Source organism: Pacificispira sp. HM-600 (genome assembly GCF_977993705.1).
In genome coordinates this window covers 1,659,207-1,675,727 of the sequence record NZ_OZ388079.1, presented here as the reverse complement: position 1 = coordinate 1,675,727, position 16,521 = coordinate 1,659,207, and the positions used below count along the sequence as shown (strand labels likewise).

Below are 16,521 nucleotides of genomic sequence, written 5' to 3'. Positions count from 1 at the left end.
GAGCCCATCATGCCGTCAGGGAGCGCGCAGCCGGTGGACGCTCAATCGTCGAGTTCGAGTGGCGACGCCGTCATTCGGATCAGTTCCTCCGCCTCGGCACAGACATCCTCGATCCGATCGAAGAGCTGGGTCAGCGACGTCGATCCGAGCAGCGCGTACCGGTCGATCGTCTGGATCGGGGCCATCCCGGCAAGCTGCCAGGCCGCGGTCACGGGATCGTCGGCCAGTTCCTCGTCGACGGACCACGGCACATCGACGTATTCGGAGGCCGTCGCGAGCAATCTCCGGACGCAGCGCTCGGTCTGCCGGTGTCTCTCTGCGAGGTCCGGCGTCCACTCCAGGGGCGGCAGATCCCGCACCTCCGCCAGCGGGTAGTCGTGATCGAGCCAGCGGACGACCTCGATGCGCCGACCCCCGCCGGCGACGACCATGGTCGAGCTCTCGAGGGCGTAGTACGCCCGCACGTGCGCGACCGTCCCGATAGAGAAACGCTGGTCGCCGCCGCCGACCTCGGTTCCGCGCTCGATCAGCACCACACCGAACTCCGCATCCCCGCCCGCGATGTCCCTGCCCATGATGTCGGCGAACATCGTCAGATAGCGCGGCTCGAAGAGGCGCAGGGGCAGCGGCATACCCGGCATGAGCACCGACTCGAGCGGAAACATCGGCATGATCGCCATGCTCTCAGGGTGCCACCGGTCGGAGGGGGTGGGGGCGATTCCGCCATGATCCGTCCCGAGGAAGAACGGTCGCGCGGGGTCAGGCGGGATCGATCCGGAGCGTCTGCGCGCCCTCACCGACCGTCATGTCATCGACGAGCCGGATGCTTCGAGCCACCTCGTCGACCGCGGGCAACACGGTCCCGAATCGCGTGCGGTCGCTGCACACGGCGTTGACCGTCACGAAATGCGTCCCGGTGTCCCACGTGTAGGTCGCGAAGGGTGGTGTGCGCTCGTCGGGCGGCAGATCCATCACGAGCTTCTCGCCGATGCCGAGATAGGTGCCGCGGAACGATTCGGTGTCGTCGTACTCCATCGGCATCATGGCGCGGGCCGTACGTAGTTGCGGCGTCGCCTCCTGCACCTGCGCCAACAGGACGACGAGCTCGGGATCGGTCTTCCAGACCCACACGAGCACCCGGCCCTCGGCGCGGCGCATCAGCAGCGGGGCGGCCTGGCTCATCGCCCACGCCGCGAAGCCGGACGCGGGGCGCTCGGCCGCGCCCATCGCGCGATTCGCCTGTGACAAGAGCATCCCGATCGCGGCTTTGCGGTGTCTGCGGCCACGCCAGCCGAGCGATCCCGTCACCGCCACCCAGCGGCTCGGATCGGCATCGGCCTGCAGTCTTGCCATGTCTCCACAGTAGGGCGGATGCCTGATCATCTGCACGATCGCGGGCGCGGCGCGTGGCCCCCGAGTCTGCGAGGGCGCTCGGGTAGAGTGGGCCGCGCGCAGCACCCGACCGTGCGACCCCGTTCCGCCGCACAGATTGGCACCCAGCATCCCGTGAGCTCCCCCGAGACCCACGGCGGCCCTCGCGAGTCCGCCTCAGCGGCGCCCGCCCGGGATGCGAACGCTTCTGCGCGTCCGTTGACCATCGTGATGGGTTGCGACACGTTCTTCCCCGACGTCAACGGGGCGGCCCGCTTCAGCGAACGCCTCGCCGCGGGTCTTGTCCAGCGCGGCCATGACGTGCATATCGTGGCCCCCAATCAGGCGTATCGACGCAAGGCACCCGGGATCGAGATCATCGAGGGTGAGCCCATGACGGTCCACCGGCTACCGTCGGTCCGTTGGCCCCCGCACGACTGGCTGCGTTTCGTCTGGCCGTGGCGCGTGCGCCCCTACTCGCGCCGGATCCTCGATTCCGTGCGCCCGGACGTCGTGCACATCCAGTCGCACATCCTGATCGGCCGCGGCCTGACCCGCGAAGCGGTTGCGAGAGACATCCCCGTCGTCGCGACGAACCACGTCATGCCCGAGAACATCCTCGACCACACGACCCTGCCGGCGTGGATGGACCGGTTGCTGGTGAAGTGGGCGTGGGCGGACGCCAACCGCACGTTCCGGATGACCCGGGCGGTGACGACGCCGACGCGCAACGCCGCGAACTTTCTCGAGGCTGCGATCGACATCACGGGGGTCGTGCCGATCAGCTGTGGCATCGCCGCGTCCAACTATCGGCCCGACCTCACCCCGCGCGAACGGAACCGCGTGCTGTTCGTCGGGCGGCTGACCCGCGAGAAGCAGATCGATCTGCTTCTCGAGGCGGTCGTCGGCCTCGATCCCGCGCTCGATGTGCAGGTCGACATCGTCGGCGGCGGGGATCAGCGCAAGCATCTGGAGCAGCTCGCCGAACGGCTCGGGCTCGCCGATCGCGTGACGTTCCATGGTCGCGTCGAGGAAGACGAGCTGCGGGCGCTGTACTCGCGCGCGAGTGTGTTCGCCATGCCTTCGGTGGCCGAGCTGCAGTCGATCGCCACGATGGAAGCGATGGCTTCGGGTCTGCCCGTCGTCGCCGCCAACGCCATGGCGCTGCCCCACCTAGTGCACGACGGCGAGAACGGGTACCTCTTCGACCCGGCGTCGTCCGCCGATCTGGCCGCGAAGCTCACGACGGTGCTGACGGCCGCACCCGAGGAGCGGCGCCGGATGCAGGAGGCCTCGCTCGCGGGCGTTCGCATCCACGACATCGACCGGACGCTGCGCACCTTCGAGGCTCTGTACCGGGGCCAGCCGGTCGAGGACTAGGGCGAGCCCGTGGCCGTTGGGGTGCGTCGGGTGGCGCTGGTGTGCGACTATTCGCTCGATTACCTCGGCGGCGCCCAGAGCGCTTTCCTGGACGAGGCGCGGCTGCTGCGTGACCGAGGGCACGAGGTGGTCATCGTCGCTCCTGCATCGCGCCGGGCGGACGGGGGAGCGCTTCGCCGCTGGCAGGACGAGGGCGGTGACGTGATCGCCGTGCGAGCTCGGGTGACGCTGCCGGGTGTCCAGCTTCCCGTGATCCGCAACACCCAACGCCTGCGGGAGCGGTTGGCGGATGGATTCGCGGAACGTGACATCGATGTCGTGCACGTCCACTCCGAGTTCGGGCTGTCGGCCGGCGCCGTCTCGGTTGCGCGGGCTCGAGGCATCCGTACCGTCCAGACCGTGCACACGTTCTTCTGGCGCGCGGATATGCCCGACGGGTTCGGAGGGGCCCTGGCTGCCACGGTCGGTGCCTTCGGGCGCTGGCTGCGCGGATTTCCCACAACGCGTGCCGAACTCGCACCGGCGCCCGTCGATTCGGCGCTCCGCAACCTGACCCTGTCGCTCGCCCTGCGGGTGGACATCGTGGTCTCGCCCTCAGCTCACCAGGCCGAACGGCTTCGTGCCGCAGGGGTCCGGGCGGTGCGGGTCGTGCCGAACGCCGTTGCCCCCGGACCCGTGGGCGAGCCGCTGACCGAGGCCGGCCCGCCGCTGCGCATCCTCTGGGTCGGCCGCTTGGTTCCTGAGAAGCGCCTGATCGAGTGGATCGACGCCGTGGTTCAGACCGCCGCCGTGGTGAATCCCGGCAGCTTCGAGGTCGAGATCGTGGGCGAGGGTCCGTTGCGCGCAGCCGCGGAGCAGCGCGTCGGTGACGCGCCGGTGCGATTCCTCGGGCGCCTGTCCCGAGAGGCGGCGCAGGAGCGGATGCGTGCGGCCCATCTCATCGCCCTGACGTCGTTCGGATTCGACAACCAGCCCGTCACCATCGTCGAGGCGCTCGAGGCCAGGCGCGGGATCTTCTACGTCGACCCCGCGCTGACCGAGGGTACGGAGCTGTCGGGTATCCGTGCGGCCGGTCCCGACGTTCGAGCGATGTCGCAGCTACTGACGACACTGGTGCGCGACCCCCGCCCGGTGGTCGAGGCATCCGCTCGCGCACGCGAAGCGGCCCGCGAGTTCAACCCGGTGCTCCACGTCGCGCGCATCACCGACGCGTACTCGGCGACCCCGCCGCTCTGACGCGCGGGCGCGGCGTCGCGCGGTTGGCGCGTCACGGCAGGCGCGAGCTGTCGACAGGTACTCGGCGGTAGCCGTCGCGGAGCACGACGACGATCGTCGCCGTGACGCCGAGGGTGGATAGGGCTGCGACAACCAGGAACAGGATCATGGCAGAAAAGCTACGGCGGTCGAGATAGTGCCACGAGTGGCAGGAAAGCCGTGTACCGTATGAATCCTGCCAGCGGGTCCGGTTCATCGAGGAGCACGCATGAAGACAGTTGCCGTGATCGTCCAAGACGGATTCGCACCGTTCGAATTCGGCGTCGCGTGCGAAGCCTTCGGGCTCGATCGTTCCGACGACGGAGTGCCGAACTTCGACTTCCGCGTGGTGACGCCCGAGCCGGGCGCGGTCGCATCCAGCATCGGATTCACGATCAACGTCGAAGCCGACCTGTCGTTCGCGGACGAGGCGGATCTCGTCATCGTGTGCCCCGTCCCACGCCGGACGTGGGGCAGCATCGATCCGCGCGTCCTAGACACCGTGCGTCGTGCGGCCGGTCGGGGCGTCTGGCTGCTCAGTGTGTGCAGCGGATCGTTCGTCCTTGCGGCGTCCGGCGTCCTCGATGGGGGCCGCGCCACGACTCATTGGCGCTACGCCGACACGATGGCAGAGATGTACCCCCGTATCGAGGTCGATCCGGACGTGCTCTACGTGCAGGATGGCCGGATCATCACGAGCGCAGGCACCGCGGCGGGCCTGGACGCCTGTCTGCACCTCTTGCGGATCGAACTCGGCGCCGAACTGACGAACATCATCGCCCGACGAATGGTCGTGCCCCCGCAGCGCGACGGCGGGCAGGCGCAGTTCATCGCGCAGCCCCTGCCCGAGGCATCCTCTCTCTCGCTGTCGCCGGTGACCGACTGGATGCTCGCAAACCTGCAGCGCGACCTCGCGGTCGAGGACCTGGCGGCACGCGCGCACATGTCGCCGCGGACGTTCGCGCGACGGTTCAAGGCCGACCTGGGGACCACCCCCGCGGCCTGGCTCGCGCGGCAGCGCATCATCCATGCGCAGCGCCTGCTCGAGACGACAGACCTCGCGCTCGACCGCATCGCGTACGAGTGCGGCTTCGGTTCGGCCGCCGTGCTGCGGCAGAACTTCGCGCGGGTGCTCGGGACGACCCCGACCGCGTATCGGGCGACGTTCACCTGTGTTTCGGATGTCTCGGACGATCGAGTCCTCGAGGGCTCCGTCGCCTGACCCCGTCTCTAAGAGGCCGCGCGCTCGAGGCGGTTCTTTCGTAGGCGATGGTCCGGCATGACATCGTCGAGCAACGCCGCAAAGCGAGGGCCGTGGTCGGGCGCAATTCGATGAGCGAGTTCATGAACGAGGACATAGTCGATAGCGTCCGTCGGAGCGCGCACGAGATCGGGATTCACCGTCAGCCGTCCGGCCGATGACATGGATGCCCAGCGTGATGTCATCGAGCGCACTGTCACTTCTCCGGGCGCCACTGGCGCACGGAACAACGCGACGCAGTCGGGCAGTCGGCGGGTGATCACCTCGCGAGTGCGAGCGCGGTACCACGCTCGCACGACGCGTTCGATCCCGACAGTGTCGTCGTATTCGATTCCGTCCATGAGCAGAAAGTCGCCGACGCGACGCACTTGCTGAGTTGATGTCGCGCCAACACCGATGCGCAGGCGGTACTGGCGGCCGAGGTACCGGTGTGTCTCGCCCGGTACCCATCGTCGGGCTGGGGTGCGTGGCCGGAATTGAGCGAAGTAGCGTTGCTGTTCCAGAATCCACCGAGCGCGTGTGCGAACCCGCGCTCCTATCGCCTCGAGCTCCGCGGCCAGCGGTGCGATGACGAGAACATCCCCATCCGGCGATACCGAGATGTCGAGCGTCGCGCGATCCGCCCTGCGGACCTCGACGGTGAGGACTTGGTCGCCGTAGACGACGGTTAGCGAGTTCACGGGAACCGTGCGCGAGCGATCCGGAGTACGTCTGTCCGGATCGCTTCTTCATCGTCAGCCGTAAGCGTCATCCCCATGTCGGCTTCGACGACGTCCCACAGGTACATGTCTATGGCGGTTTCGAGATCGTTACGCGCGGTGGAGTTCCCATCCCAGATTCCGACGACAAGATGTGACTGGACGATATCGATCAGGCCAGATGCGACGGCGGCAACGGCATCTGGTGCAGGCGCCTGGCCGCCAACGGCCTCCGCGAACCGACCGCCGATCGCTTCGAAGACCGATGCCGCGTGCGGGTCGCCGCGCACGGCCTCGGGCAGATCTGCCTTTTCGTTCCCCCGCCCCCGTGCGACGCTCTCGGCCACCTGACGCACATGTGCGAGGTACGCGAGCTCATCGAGGCGATGAGCTCGGTGCGCATCGATCGCCTCCTGCAGCATGCGCGAAAAACGTTCGTAGAAGGCAGGGTCTTCGTCCATCTGTTCAGAGATCCGGCGACGCGTTGCATGGGCTATCCGGTCGGCGCGAGCTGCGGGCGATACTCCCGCCTCTTCTGCGGCAGCGCTCACCGCGGCGGGGTCGCTCAGATCGAGCGGAGGGATGTGCTCCACCGGGGGGAGCGCGGTGACGTGATCGTCGAGCAGCTTGCGAATCTTGGGTTCATAGTCACGGAGGTCGACGCGTTCGTTGTAGCGATGCTGCGCAGCGCGGCGAAGTGAGACGAACCAGGCCCAGTCGGTCTTGTATCGCTCGAGTCGTTCTGCCGGAACGACCTCATCGATGAGCTCGCTCGAGAGAGCGATGTGTAGGGTGCGGGTGAACGCGCTGAGCCGAGCGTAGAACTCGTCACGGATGTCATCAGGGGCGACGCGCTGTTCCTGTGCTTCTCGGTCGTCGCGACGCGTGCCATCGAAGATCGCCCACACCGCCGACCAGCGCCCGTCGAGTCGGCCGATCTCTTCGCGCACGCTTGCCACCGCTCCCGCGATGTCGGCCGGGTCGAAGTCGCCGAGCGCGCTGTACTTGTCGAGCGCCTGATCAAGCTCTTGCAGCAGCCCTTCGTAGTCGATGACGACGCCGAAGTCCTTCGTCGGGGCGTCGGACGACGGAGGGTCGTAGAGACGATTCACCCGCGCGATCGCTTGCAGCAGGGTGTGGTCGCGCAGCGCCCGGCAGATGTAAAGCACGGTATTGCGGGGGGCGTCGAAGCCGGTGAGGAGCTTCGACACGACGATGAGGATCTCGGGTTCCCCCGGTCCCTTGAATGCCTCGATCACCTGCTGGTTGTAGGCGGTTTCGGTGCCGTAGCGGCCCATCGTGTCGTCCCAGAATCGCTGGACGAGTTCGCGGGATTCGCGGTCGCCCGCTTCGGCATCCGTATCGTTCCCGGGTGCCGAGATGACGACTTCGCTGCTGACGTCACCGATCTCGTCCAGCACTTCTTTGAACCGGATGGCGGCTGCCTTGTCGGGGGCGATCAGCTGCGCCTTGAGCCCCGTGCCTTGCCAGTGCCGGCGGTAGTGCTCCGAGATGTCGAAGGCCTTGGCCCTGATCACCTGCCCGGTCGCGGTGAGCGCCTTCTCGGTCGAGAAGCGACGCTTGAGGTCGCGGCGTTGCTCGGCTGTCAGGTCTCGGCTGACCAGATCGAACCATGAGTCGAGGCCGGCCTCAGAGATGCGCTTCTCGACGTAGCGGCCTTCGTAAAGCAGGGGGACTACCGCCTTGTCGGCGTTCGCGTCCGCGATCGTGTAGCGATGAATGAGATCGCCGAACGTGCGGAAGCTGCTGCGCTCCCTTGTCATCAACGGGGTGCCGGTGAAGGCGATGAAATTTGCCGAGGGCAGTGAACGTCGCATCTTTTTGGCGAACTGACCGAAGTCGCCGGCGCGCGCTGAATGGCCGCGATGGCCCTCGTCGACGAGAACGAAGACGTTGGGGTCGGGTTCGATTTCGAGCGTCTCGAGCGTCTTGGCGGCGTTCTCGAACTTGTTGACGATCGTGGTCACGAGCGGTGCGCGGTCGCGGATCAGCTCAGCAAGGTGACGCCCGCTGCGGGCGCGGACGGGGTCGAGTCCGCACGAGCGGAACGTGTCGCGAATCTGCACGTCGAGATCGTCGCGGTCGGTCACGAGAATCACACGGGCATTTGGGATGCGGGTGTACTCATATTCGAGCGCCTTGGCGAGCATGACCATGGTGAGCGATTTGCCCGAGCCCTGGGTGTGCCAGATCAGACCTCCGGGTCGGCGTGCGCCGGGTGCGCCCGAGGTGACCTGTTCGATCGCGCGGGTCACGGCGAAGTACTGCTGATGTCGCGCGACCTTGCGGGTTCCGCCGTCGAACACGGTGAACGTGCGTACCAGTTCGAGCAGACGCTCGGGGCGGGCGAGAGCGAAGATCGTCGCGTCCTGCTCGCTGGGAGTGCGGGCAGCGAGACCCTCGAGTTCGAGTGCGGCGGTGCCGAAAAGCGCGGTCATCGTTGCGGGGTCGAGCGCCGTGCTGGTCGCCTCTTCGAGGGCGGCCTGTTCTGTGGCGGTATCGGGCTCGGCGTCGGGGTGCCGCCACGTTGTCCAGAACTTTTTCGGAGTTCCGACCGTGGCGTATCGGGCCGCGCTGCCATTACCCGCGAGGAGCAGCTGCGCGAAGTGGAAGAACCCGGGGATCTCTTTCGGCAGCTGGTAGCGCAGTAGCTGCCGGTCGGCCGTCGCGATCGCCTCGTCGGGCTTCTTGCATTCGATGGCCACGAAGGGGATGCCGTTGACGAAGGCGACCACGTCGAGTCGGTCGGTGGTGGTCGATCCTGTGCGCTCGACGGCGTACTCGACGGTGACGTGGTAGCTGTTTCGGCTCGGATCGGTCCAGTCGATGAAGGCGACCTGCGGGCTGACCGAGACGCCGTCGATGGTCTGTGAAATCGCGACCCCCCGCACGAGGTCGTCGTACACCTTCTGGTTGACCTTCTTGAGGTCGGAGAGGTTGCCGGGGTCGGTGAGCTTGCGGATGGCTTCGCGGGCACCGGAAGGGTCGAGCGGATAGTCGCGCCCGCGATGACGCACGGAGTTGAGGGCGAGCACGCGTTCTTCGAGCACCTCGTCGAGCACGACGTTGCGGCGCTTGCCTCCGCGCATGGCGAGGGACTCGGCGGGGGAGAGGGGCTGGAAGCCGGTGGCCACGAGCACCTGTACGGCGGGGAGTTGCGACTGCGCGCGCTCCCGCGCATCACGGAGCGGTTCGGTCATCGTGGTCCCCGTTCGTTGACGGTGTCGGTGCACTGAAGTAGCTTGGAGGCGGATTGGGCATCTCCCGATCGGCGACAAGGACCTGGGAATGCCCGGGTCCTTTCGTTTTCCTGCCGGATCATGGGAACACCTTCCCGTAGCGGAGCTTCGGGTCGATCAGGTCGTAGGCGCGATTCGGCTGGTCTGGCCGCAGTGCACGCAGGGCGATGGGTCGAGCGACGAGATCGGCGAGTTGCAGCCCGCTTGAGTTGGCGGCCTTCGGGACGATCAGACACTCGAAATCGATCAGACCGAAATCCATTCGCCGATACCCCCAGCCGGAACGGTTGGCGCTGATGCGCCGGAACTCGAGTTTTAGATCGCGGTCTTCATTGCGTCCGCGGCTCTCGAAGACGATCTGAACGCGTCGTCCGCGCTGAAACCGGTTGATGAGCAGCTCGAGCAGCCGTTCCATGCAGAAAAGCAGCGCGATTTCGTACGGGCTCATCGGTGCCGGGTAGCGGTCGACCAATCGCCGTTTGTCGATTGTGGACGCGATCACGTCGAATGCGGCGCCTTCTATCGCGCTGTTGAGTCGTTCGAAAAAGCGAGCGCGAAGCGCGGGGTCGCTACGCAGGATGCTGAACGCGCCCGTCTGCTTGCAGATGTCGGCCTCGTGAAGAACCACAGCGTCATGGCCCCAGAAATCAAACTTCAGTCGTTCGAGGGTGGGCACCACGCCATCGATGTAGTTCTCCTTTTTGAAGACGCAGAAAGCGAGCGTGAACATCGGAAAGTCCGCGTTGATCGGCGTCAGGCTGTGGTCGCCGCTCTCGTCGACGTAGACGATGTAGTCCGAGAATGCCGCTTCGGTCGCACTAGTCATCGGGTGCCTCCGCAGTGACGCGGATCTCGCCGGAGAGGAGTTTTTGCGCGAGTCCGCGCTTCTGCTCGCGGAGGAGCGCGACCTTACGGTCGAGGAGCGCGACCTCGTCGCGCATCGCGTCGAGAGCGCCGGCGATGCGCCGCTGCTCGTCGATCCCTGGCAGATGGATGCGGATCGCGGCCAAATCGTCGTAGTAGGTGCGGGTCCTCACGCTCCCGGACGCTCCAGCGCCGACGTCATGTCGCCAGCGCTGCGTCTCGAGAACGTGATCGAGGTACTCGGGCAACAGGTCGGCGTCGCAGGCGAAGAGCACGTAGTCGGGGCTGACGATCACGTCTCGATCGAGGCGTGACATCGCGATCGAGCCCACGTCGATACGCATCGGGTTATAGGCGAAGGAGCGAGGGGGAAGAATCTGGTATCGCGAAAGGTCGAGAGCGATCGTCTGTGCTCGCATGGGCACGATGCCGTTCTTGTTCGAGACTCCCATGACATCGGAGCGTTCGAAACGATCGGTGGCGTTGCGCGCGGTCAACTCATGGGTCGCGTCGCCGAGGCGGTGGGAGTCGGATCGAACGCCCGCTAGGACGTTGACGGTCACGGCGTACCTTGACTGTGCAGAAACGATCAGTCTTTCGACCGCGGCGATCGCGCTATCCCATGCGCGGAGAATATCGGCGATTCTTCGCTGCTCAGGGAGCGAGGGGAATCTCAGAGGGAGGGACAGGAAGACCTCGCGATTGAGGTTCTTCATCGTCGATTGTGTGCCGCTAGCACTCAACCGAATGCGTTGCCGCATATGGTCTGACTGGAGAGCGTACGCAAGCCAGTGTGAGCTGACATCAAGCGCGGGGGTGAGCTCCCAAATCAGGTCGGAAAGATAGAGCGAGGGATGGTCACTATCGATGTGAACAGCGGCGCCCACCATCTCCGCAGAGTTCTTGCGCCCCAACAGGACTGTGTTCCGCCTGACGGGCACTCGAAGCAGCTCCGGCTTGTCCGTGACTGCCTTATGTTCTTGCGCTCTGAACCTGCTGCCGAGGACAGCACCCGTCTTGAGTACGCCCAGTTCACCTTCTCTCGCGGGACGATCGTTGCCCGACGCGCTAAAACCCGCTCTAATGCGTGTGACTGCGTCCGCGACGGTTCCATCGGTCCATCCCTCGTTGCTCACTCGGCATCCCTCCCGAGCTTCTCGATCGTGGCGAAGTCTGCGACATCCGCTTCGACAGACTCGATATTGCGACGCTGGGCGTCGAACTCGTCGTAGCGAGTCTCGGCCAGACGCTTTGCGACCGCAGCCTGCATTCCACCGGCGTTCGTGAGCAGGTCTCGGCCGTTGAACTGGAGGAACGCGTCGAGCTTGTCGGCCCACTCCGCCATCGTCACGACCTGGCGGCGGCGGGCCTGGTCCTCAGCGAAGTCGAGGTACATCGTCACCACACGGTTGAGTTCTGAGAGTTCGTTCTCGTTCAGGTAGTTCTTGCCGACGCTCACATCGCGCTCGAGCCACTCGTCGAAGTAGTCCCACTGCGGCGCGTCTTTGAGCTTCGCGTCATCCATCGCGAACCCCTTGACGAGGTACTCGGCGAGCACAGTCGTCGCCCACCGCCTAAATTGCGTGCCCCGCGGCGATCGCACGCGGTAACCGATGGCAAGGATCATGTCGAGGTTGTAGTGCCGCACCGAGCGGGTCACTTCGCGCGCACCCTCGGTTCGAACTTGTAAGTAATCGTTACAAGTTGCGGCCTCGGTCAATTCACCGTCGCCGTAGATGGTTTGGACGTGTTGCGTGATCGCCTGTGGAGTCACCTGGAACAGTCCCGCGATGTCGCGCTGCGACAGCCACGCCGTGCCGTCGATCGCACGCAGTTGGACGTTCGCCAAGCCGTCCTCTGTCGTGTAGAGGACGATCTCGCCCGCGGGCTCGGACTCAGCCATCGATGCCCAGCTCCTTCAGGTAGCCGGCCATGCGTACGCGCACCTCGACAAGCTCGGCCTCAACCTGCTCGATCTCGCGTTGCACGGCGGCGATGTCGACCTCGGCCTCCGGTTCGAAGGTGTCGACGTAGCGAGGGATGTTGAGGTTGAAGTCGTTCTCTGCGATCTCTTCTATACGCGCCCGGCGCGAGTAGCGCTCGATTTCGGCACGGTCGCGGAACGTCTCGACGATCTTGTCGATGTGAAGCGGCTCGAGCAGGCTCTGCGATTTGGCCGGGGTGAACTCGCGGCTCGCGTCGATGAAGAGTACATCCTCGCGGTCGGCGTTCGCCCCACCTGCCTCACGTGATCGGTCGAAGATGAGGATGGCGACCGGAATGCCTGTCGTCGTGAACAGGTTCGACGGGAGCCCGATGACGGCATCCAGCAGATTCTCTTCGATGAGCGCCTTGCGGATGCGGCCCTCAGCCGCTCCGCGAAAGAGCACGCCGTGGGGGACGATGACGGCGACCCGGCCGGTCTGCCGCTTCGCCACCTCGATCATGTGAGTGATGAATGCGTAGTCGCCCTTGCTCTTCGGGGGGACACCGCGCCAGTACCGCTTGTAGGGGTCGGCAGAAGCGTCGTCGGCACCCCACTTGTCAAGAGAGAAGGGCGGGTTTGCGACCACGATGTCGAACTGACGGAGATGGGCACCCTCGAGCAGCTTCGGGTCGGTGAGCGTGTTGCCCCACTCGATCGTCGCCGAGTCGTTCGCGTGCATGAACATGTTCATGCGGGCCAGGGCGGAGGTCGCGCCGTTGACCTCTTGGCCGTAGAGCGCGTAGTTCTTCGAACCGACTTCGCGTGCGGCCTCGACGAGAAGGGACCCCGATCCACAGGCCGGGTCGAAGATCGTGTCGCCGGGCCGCGGAGCGGCGAGCTTGGCGAGCAATGTCGACACCGAGCGTGGTGTGTAAAACTCGCCCGCCTTCTTGCCCGCATCCGAAGCGAAGCGCGAGATCAGATAGATGTACGTCTCGCCGATGATGTCGTCGCTGACCCGCGAGGGGCGCAGATCGAGGGCGGGCTTGTGGAAGTCTTCGAGCAGGTGCACGAGGCGGCGGTTGCGCTCTTTCGTCTCGCCGAGATTTGACTCGGAGTTGAAGTCGATGTTCCGGAAGACGCCATCGAGTTTGACCTTGTTCTTCTCCTCGATGTCGTCGAGTGCGATATTGATGAGCTCGCCGATGTTGGCGGCCTTCCGCTGCTCGTACAGCGCATAGAAGCTGCTGCTCTCGGGCAGGATGAAGCGCTCGCGCTGAAGGAGACGTTCGATCTTCTCGTCGCGACGGGGATCGCCCGCGAACTGTGCGTCGAAGCGCTCACGATCTTCGATCCAGATATCGGAGATGTACTTCAGAAACAGCATCACGAGCACGTAGTCCTTGTACTGCGTCGCATCCACGACGCCTCGGAAGGTGTCGCAGGCGGCCCACGCGGCATTGTTGACCTGCTGCTGGGTGACGGTCGGGCTCATCGGGCGCTCCTGCTGGTAGGTATCTGGGCGGGCTGTCGGGTAGCGGCATCGAGACCGGTCGAGACGAGGGAGTGTTTCAGATCGGCCAAGCGTTGCGCGAGCCGGCGCTCCCGGTCGGCGATCATTGCGGCAGCGGCGATCGCGCGCTGCGTCGCCAGCGGTGGAGCAACGATCGGTAGCCGTTCGAGCACGCCTCGAGAGATCATCTTGACCCCTGTCCCCACGGCCTCGGAGGCCAGGTAGTTCTGAGCGTCGGGACGACCGATGTACCACGCCACGTACGCCGCATCGATGTCGGTGACAGGCGTCAGGATGAACAGGGGCGCGATAGCAACGAGCGGTTCTCGGTAGTCGCCCGGTGCCCAGGCGCTCCAAAAGGGTCCCCGCGATCGGAAGACGAGCTCCTCGGAAGAGATCCGGTGTGACGATCGATTGGGGGCGGCAATGCGGATCGCTTTTGTCGCGACGAACTCACCTGCGGCCGTCAGATCACCCTGCTGCACCGCCAGAGTTCCGCCCTGGCGGACGTCGCTGAGCCTTTCGCGCAGGGTGAGCCCTGAGCGAATGCTGCAGATGTCGCGTAATTCCATGACATCAGAGTAGCTGTGGATGCGTACTGAGAACAATCGCAAGCGTCACCAGTAATTCGAATACTGCAATACTGCCTTCCAGTATGACAAAAAGGGGTGCGCACCGCCTGCGAGCCGCCACGCCGCCAGTCCATTGCTCAACGACTAGCGGGGTGCTAAAGTTGAGTCAATAAGGCTCAACTTTAGAGTCGCAGATTTCAGGAGACACATGAACGCCACGCAACAGCCCGGACAGGAGGAGCAACAAAGCCCCCTCGAACAGTTCGGCATCAACCTCACCGACCGTGCCCGCCAGGGCAAGCTCGACCCTGTCATCGGCCGTGACGCCGAGATCCGGCGCGTCAGCCAGGTGCTCACGCGCCGCACCAAGAACAACCCCGTCCTCATCGGCGAGCCCGGCGTCGGAAAGACCGCCGTCGTCGAAGGTCTCGCCCAGCGCATCGTCGCGGGCGACGTCGCCGACTCGCTCCGCGACAAAGAACTCGTGAGCCTCGACATCTCGGCCCTCGTCGCCGGCGCGATGTATCGCGGTCAGTTCGAGGAGCGCCTGAAGAGCGTCCTGAAAGAGATCACCGAGTCGGATGGCCGGATCATCACGTTCATCGACGAGCTGCACGTGCTCATGGGTGCGGGCGGCGGCGAGGGCTCGGTTGCGGCATCCAACATGCTCAAGCCCATGCTGGCGCGCGGTGAGCTGCGCATGATCGGCGCGACGACGCTCAACGAATACCGCGAGTTCATCGAGAAGGATGCCGCGCTCGAACGGCGCTTCCAGCAGGTATACGTCGGCGAGCCCACGGTCGAAGACACGATCGCGATCCTGCGCGGCCTCAAGGAGCGTTACGAGGCGCACCACAAGGTTGCCATCGCGGACGCCGCGCTCGTCGCCGCCGCGAGCCTGTCGAATCGGTACATTCCGAGTCGTCAGTTGCCCGACAAGGCGATCGACCTGATCGACGAGGCCGCCTCACGCCTGCGCATGGAGATCGACTCGGCGCCGCTCGAGATCGACGAGCTGCGCCGGCACGTCGATCGACTGAAGCTCGAAGAGATGGCCCTGAAGAAGGAGAAGGACGAGGCATCCAAAGAGCGTCTCGGCAAGCTCCGCACCGACCTGGCATCGCAGGAGGAGCGCCTCGGCGAGCTACAGGGGCGGTGGGAGCGCGAGCGCGCCTCGCTCAACCGAGTGGGTGACCTCAAGACGCGGCTCGACGCCGCGCGGGTCGAGGCCGAGCGGGCTCAGCGCGAGGGCAACCTCGAACGCGCATCCCGCCTGCTCTACGCCGACATTCCGGCGCTCGAGCGCCAGTTGATGGAGGCAGAGCGCGCCGAGTCGACCGAGGAGCGCATGGTGGGGGATCAGGTGACCGACGAGGACATCGCATCGGTCATCGCGGCGTGGACCGGGATCCCCGTCGGTCGCCTGCTTCAGGGAGAGACCGAGAAGCTGCTGCACCTCGAGTCCGAGCTCGGCAAGCGCCTGATCGGGCAGAAGGACGCGGTCAAAGCCGTCTCGGATGCCGTGCGCCGCTCGCGCGCGGGCATCAGCGACCCCGCCCGGCCCACCGGATCCTTCCTCTTCCTCGGTCCTACCGGCGTCGGTAAGACCGAGCTGGCGAAAGCGCTCGCCGCGTTCCTCTTCGACGACGAGCACGCCATGGTGCGTATCGACATGTCGGAGTACGGCGAGAAGCACTCGGTCTCGCGGCTGGTCGGGGCCCCTCCGGGGTACATCGGCTACGAGCAGGGCGGCCAGCTGACCGAGGCGGTGCGTCGCCGCCCCTATTCCGTTGTGCTGCTCGACGAGGTCGAGAAGGCGCATCCCGAGGTCTTCGACGTCTTGCTGCAGGTGATGGATGACGGACGCCTGACGGATGGCCAGGGTCGCACGGTCGACTTCAAGAACGTCATCTTGATCCTGACGTCGAACCTCGGTTCGCCGATCCTGATCGACCCGACGCTGTCGATCGAGCAGAAGCGCGACGCGGTGCAGGGACTCGTGCGCCAGGCGTTCAAACCGGAGTTCATCAACCGTCTCGATGACATCGTGATCTTCCAGGCGCTCACGCAAGACGACCTGGCGCAGATCGTCGAACTCTCGGTCGATGCCCTGCAGCGCCGTCTGCACGAGCGCCGGCTGACCCTGGCGGTCACACCCGATGCCCGGGCCTGGCTGGCCGAGCGTGGGTACGACCCCGCTTTCGGGGCGCGGCCGCTGCGCCGCCTCATCCAGTCCGAGATCCAGGACCGCCTCGCCATGGCGATTCTCGCGGGCGGGGTCCGCGACGGCGACACGGTGCGGGTGGATGTCGCGGCCGACGGTTCGTCACTCGCGCTGACGAGCGCCGGCCCGACAACGCCCGCCGCGTCCGACGATGACATCGTCGAGGCCGAGCTGCTCGAGGACTGATCGGTCGGGCG

The 16,521-nt window shown here is 65.7% G+C and carries 13 protein-coding genes; 4 read left to right on the top strand and 9 right to left on the bottom strand.

What is annotated here, in order from left to right:
• Positions 1-41: 41 nt before the first annotated feature.
• Positions 42-680: an LON peptidase substrate-binding domain-containing protein gene (locus ACXZ1E_RS07930; protein ID WP_458042819.1), complete on the bottom strand. Its 639-nt coding sequence runs from the start codon at positions 678-680 to the stop codon at positions 42-44.
• A gap of 79 nt (positions 681-759) precedes the next feature.
• Complete coding sequence (locus ACXZ1E_RS07925; RefSeq protein ID WP_458042818.1) at positions 760-1,353, bottom strand: hypothetical protein; 594 nt, start codon at positions 1,351-1,353, stop codon at positions 760-762.
• Positions 1,354-1,371: 18 nt separating this feature from the next.
• On the opposite strand from ACXZ1E_RS07925, the gene ACXZ1E_RS07920 reads away from it, so the two are divergent.
• From ACXZ1E_RS07920 to ACXZ1E_RS07910, 3 genes are all read left to right on the top strand, one after another.
• Positions 1,372-2,751, top strand: a complete 1,380-nt coding sequence (locus tag ACXZ1E_RS07920; RefSeq protein WP_458352088.1) for a glycosyltransferase — start codon at positions 1,372-1,374, stop codon at positions 2,749-2,751.
• Between the two features lie 9 nt (positions 2,752-2,760).
• Complete coding sequence (locus tag ACXZ1E_RS07915; protein ID WP_458042817.1) at positions 2,761-3,987, top strand: glycosyltransferase; 1,227 nt, start codon at positions 2,761-2,763, stop codon at positions 3,985-3,987.
• A 247-nt stretch (positions 3,988-4,234) separates the two neighbouring features.
• A complete protein-coding gene (locus ACXZ1E_RS07910) occupies positions 4,235-5,227 on the top strand; it encodes a GlxA family transcriptional regulator (protein ID WP_458042816.1) in 993 nt (330 codons plus the stop codon).
• Between the two features lie 8 nt (positions 5,228-5,235).
• Here the strand turns inward: ACXZ1E_RS07910 and ACXZ1E_RS07905 are convergent, their stop codons facing one another.
• The 7 genes from ACXZ1E_RS07905 to ACXZ1E_RS07875 form a co-directional block, all read right to left on the bottom strand.
• Entirely contained in the window at positions 5,236-5,946 is a 711-nt protein-coding gene (locus ACXZ1E_RS07905) for a M48 family metallopeptidase (protein WP_458042815.1), read from the bottom strand.
• The gene (locus ACXZ1E_RS07900; RefSeq protein ID WP_458042814.1) at positions 5,943-9,185 is read right to left on the bottom strand and encodes a type I restriction endonuclease subunit R; all 3,243 of its coding nucleotides are present in this window, start codon (positions 9,183-9,185) and stop codon (positions 5,943-5,945) included. Before ACXZ1E_RS07900 ends, ACXZ1E_RS07905 begins: the two co-directional genes overlap by 4 nt.
• A 118-nt stretch (positions 9,186-9,303) precedes the next feature.
• Positions 9,304-10,050 (bottom strand): DUF3800 domain-containing protein, encoded by a 747-nt coding sequence (locus ACXZ1E_RS07895; protein WP_458042813.1) that lies wholly within the window; start codon positions 10,048-10,050, stop codon positions 9,304-9,306.
• A complete protein-coding gene (locus tag ACXZ1E_RS07890; protein ID WP_458042812.1) occupies positions 10,043-11,224 on the bottom strand; it encodes a restriction endonuclease subunit S in 1,182 nt (393 codons plus the stop codon). The genes ACXZ1E_RS07895 and ACXZ1E_RS07890 overlap by 8 nt, the downstream gene beginning before the upstream one ends.
• A complete protein-coding gene (gene rhuM, locus ACXZ1E_RS07885) occupies positions 11,221-11,991 on the bottom strand; it encodes a RhuM family protein (protein ID WP_458042811.1) in 771 nt (256 codons plus the stop codon). Before rhuM ends, ACXZ1E_RS07890 begins: the two co-directional genes overlap by 4 nt.
• On the bottom strand, positions 11,984-13,510 hold the full coding sequence (locus ACXZ1E_RS07880) for a type I restriction-modification system subunit M (RefSeq protein WP_458042810.1): 1,527 nt from the start codon (positions 13,508-13,510) through the stop codon (positions 11,984-11,986). Before ACXZ1E_RS07880 ends, rhuM begins: the two co-directional genes overlap by 8 nt.
• Positions 13,507-14,100: a hypothetical protein gene (locus ACXZ1E_RS07875; RefSeq protein WP_458042809.1), complete on the bottom strand. Its 594-nt coding sequence runs from the start codon at positions 14,098-14,100 to the stop codon at positions 13,507-13,509. The genes ACXZ1E_RS07880 and ACXZ1E_RS07875 overlap by 4 nt, the downstream gene beginning before the upstream one ends.
• Before the next feature lie 208 nt (positions 14,101-14,308).
• Here ACXZ1E_RS07875 and ACXZ1E_RS07870 point away from each other — a divergent pair, with 208 nt between their 5' ends.
• Positions 14,309-16,510, top strand: a complete 2,202-nt coding sequence (locus ACXZ1E_RS07870) for an ATP-dependent Clp protease ATP-binding subunit (protein ID WP_458042808.1) — start codon at positions 14,309-14,311, stop codon at positions 16,508-16,510.
• Positions 16,511-16,521 lie beyond the last annotated feature (11 nt).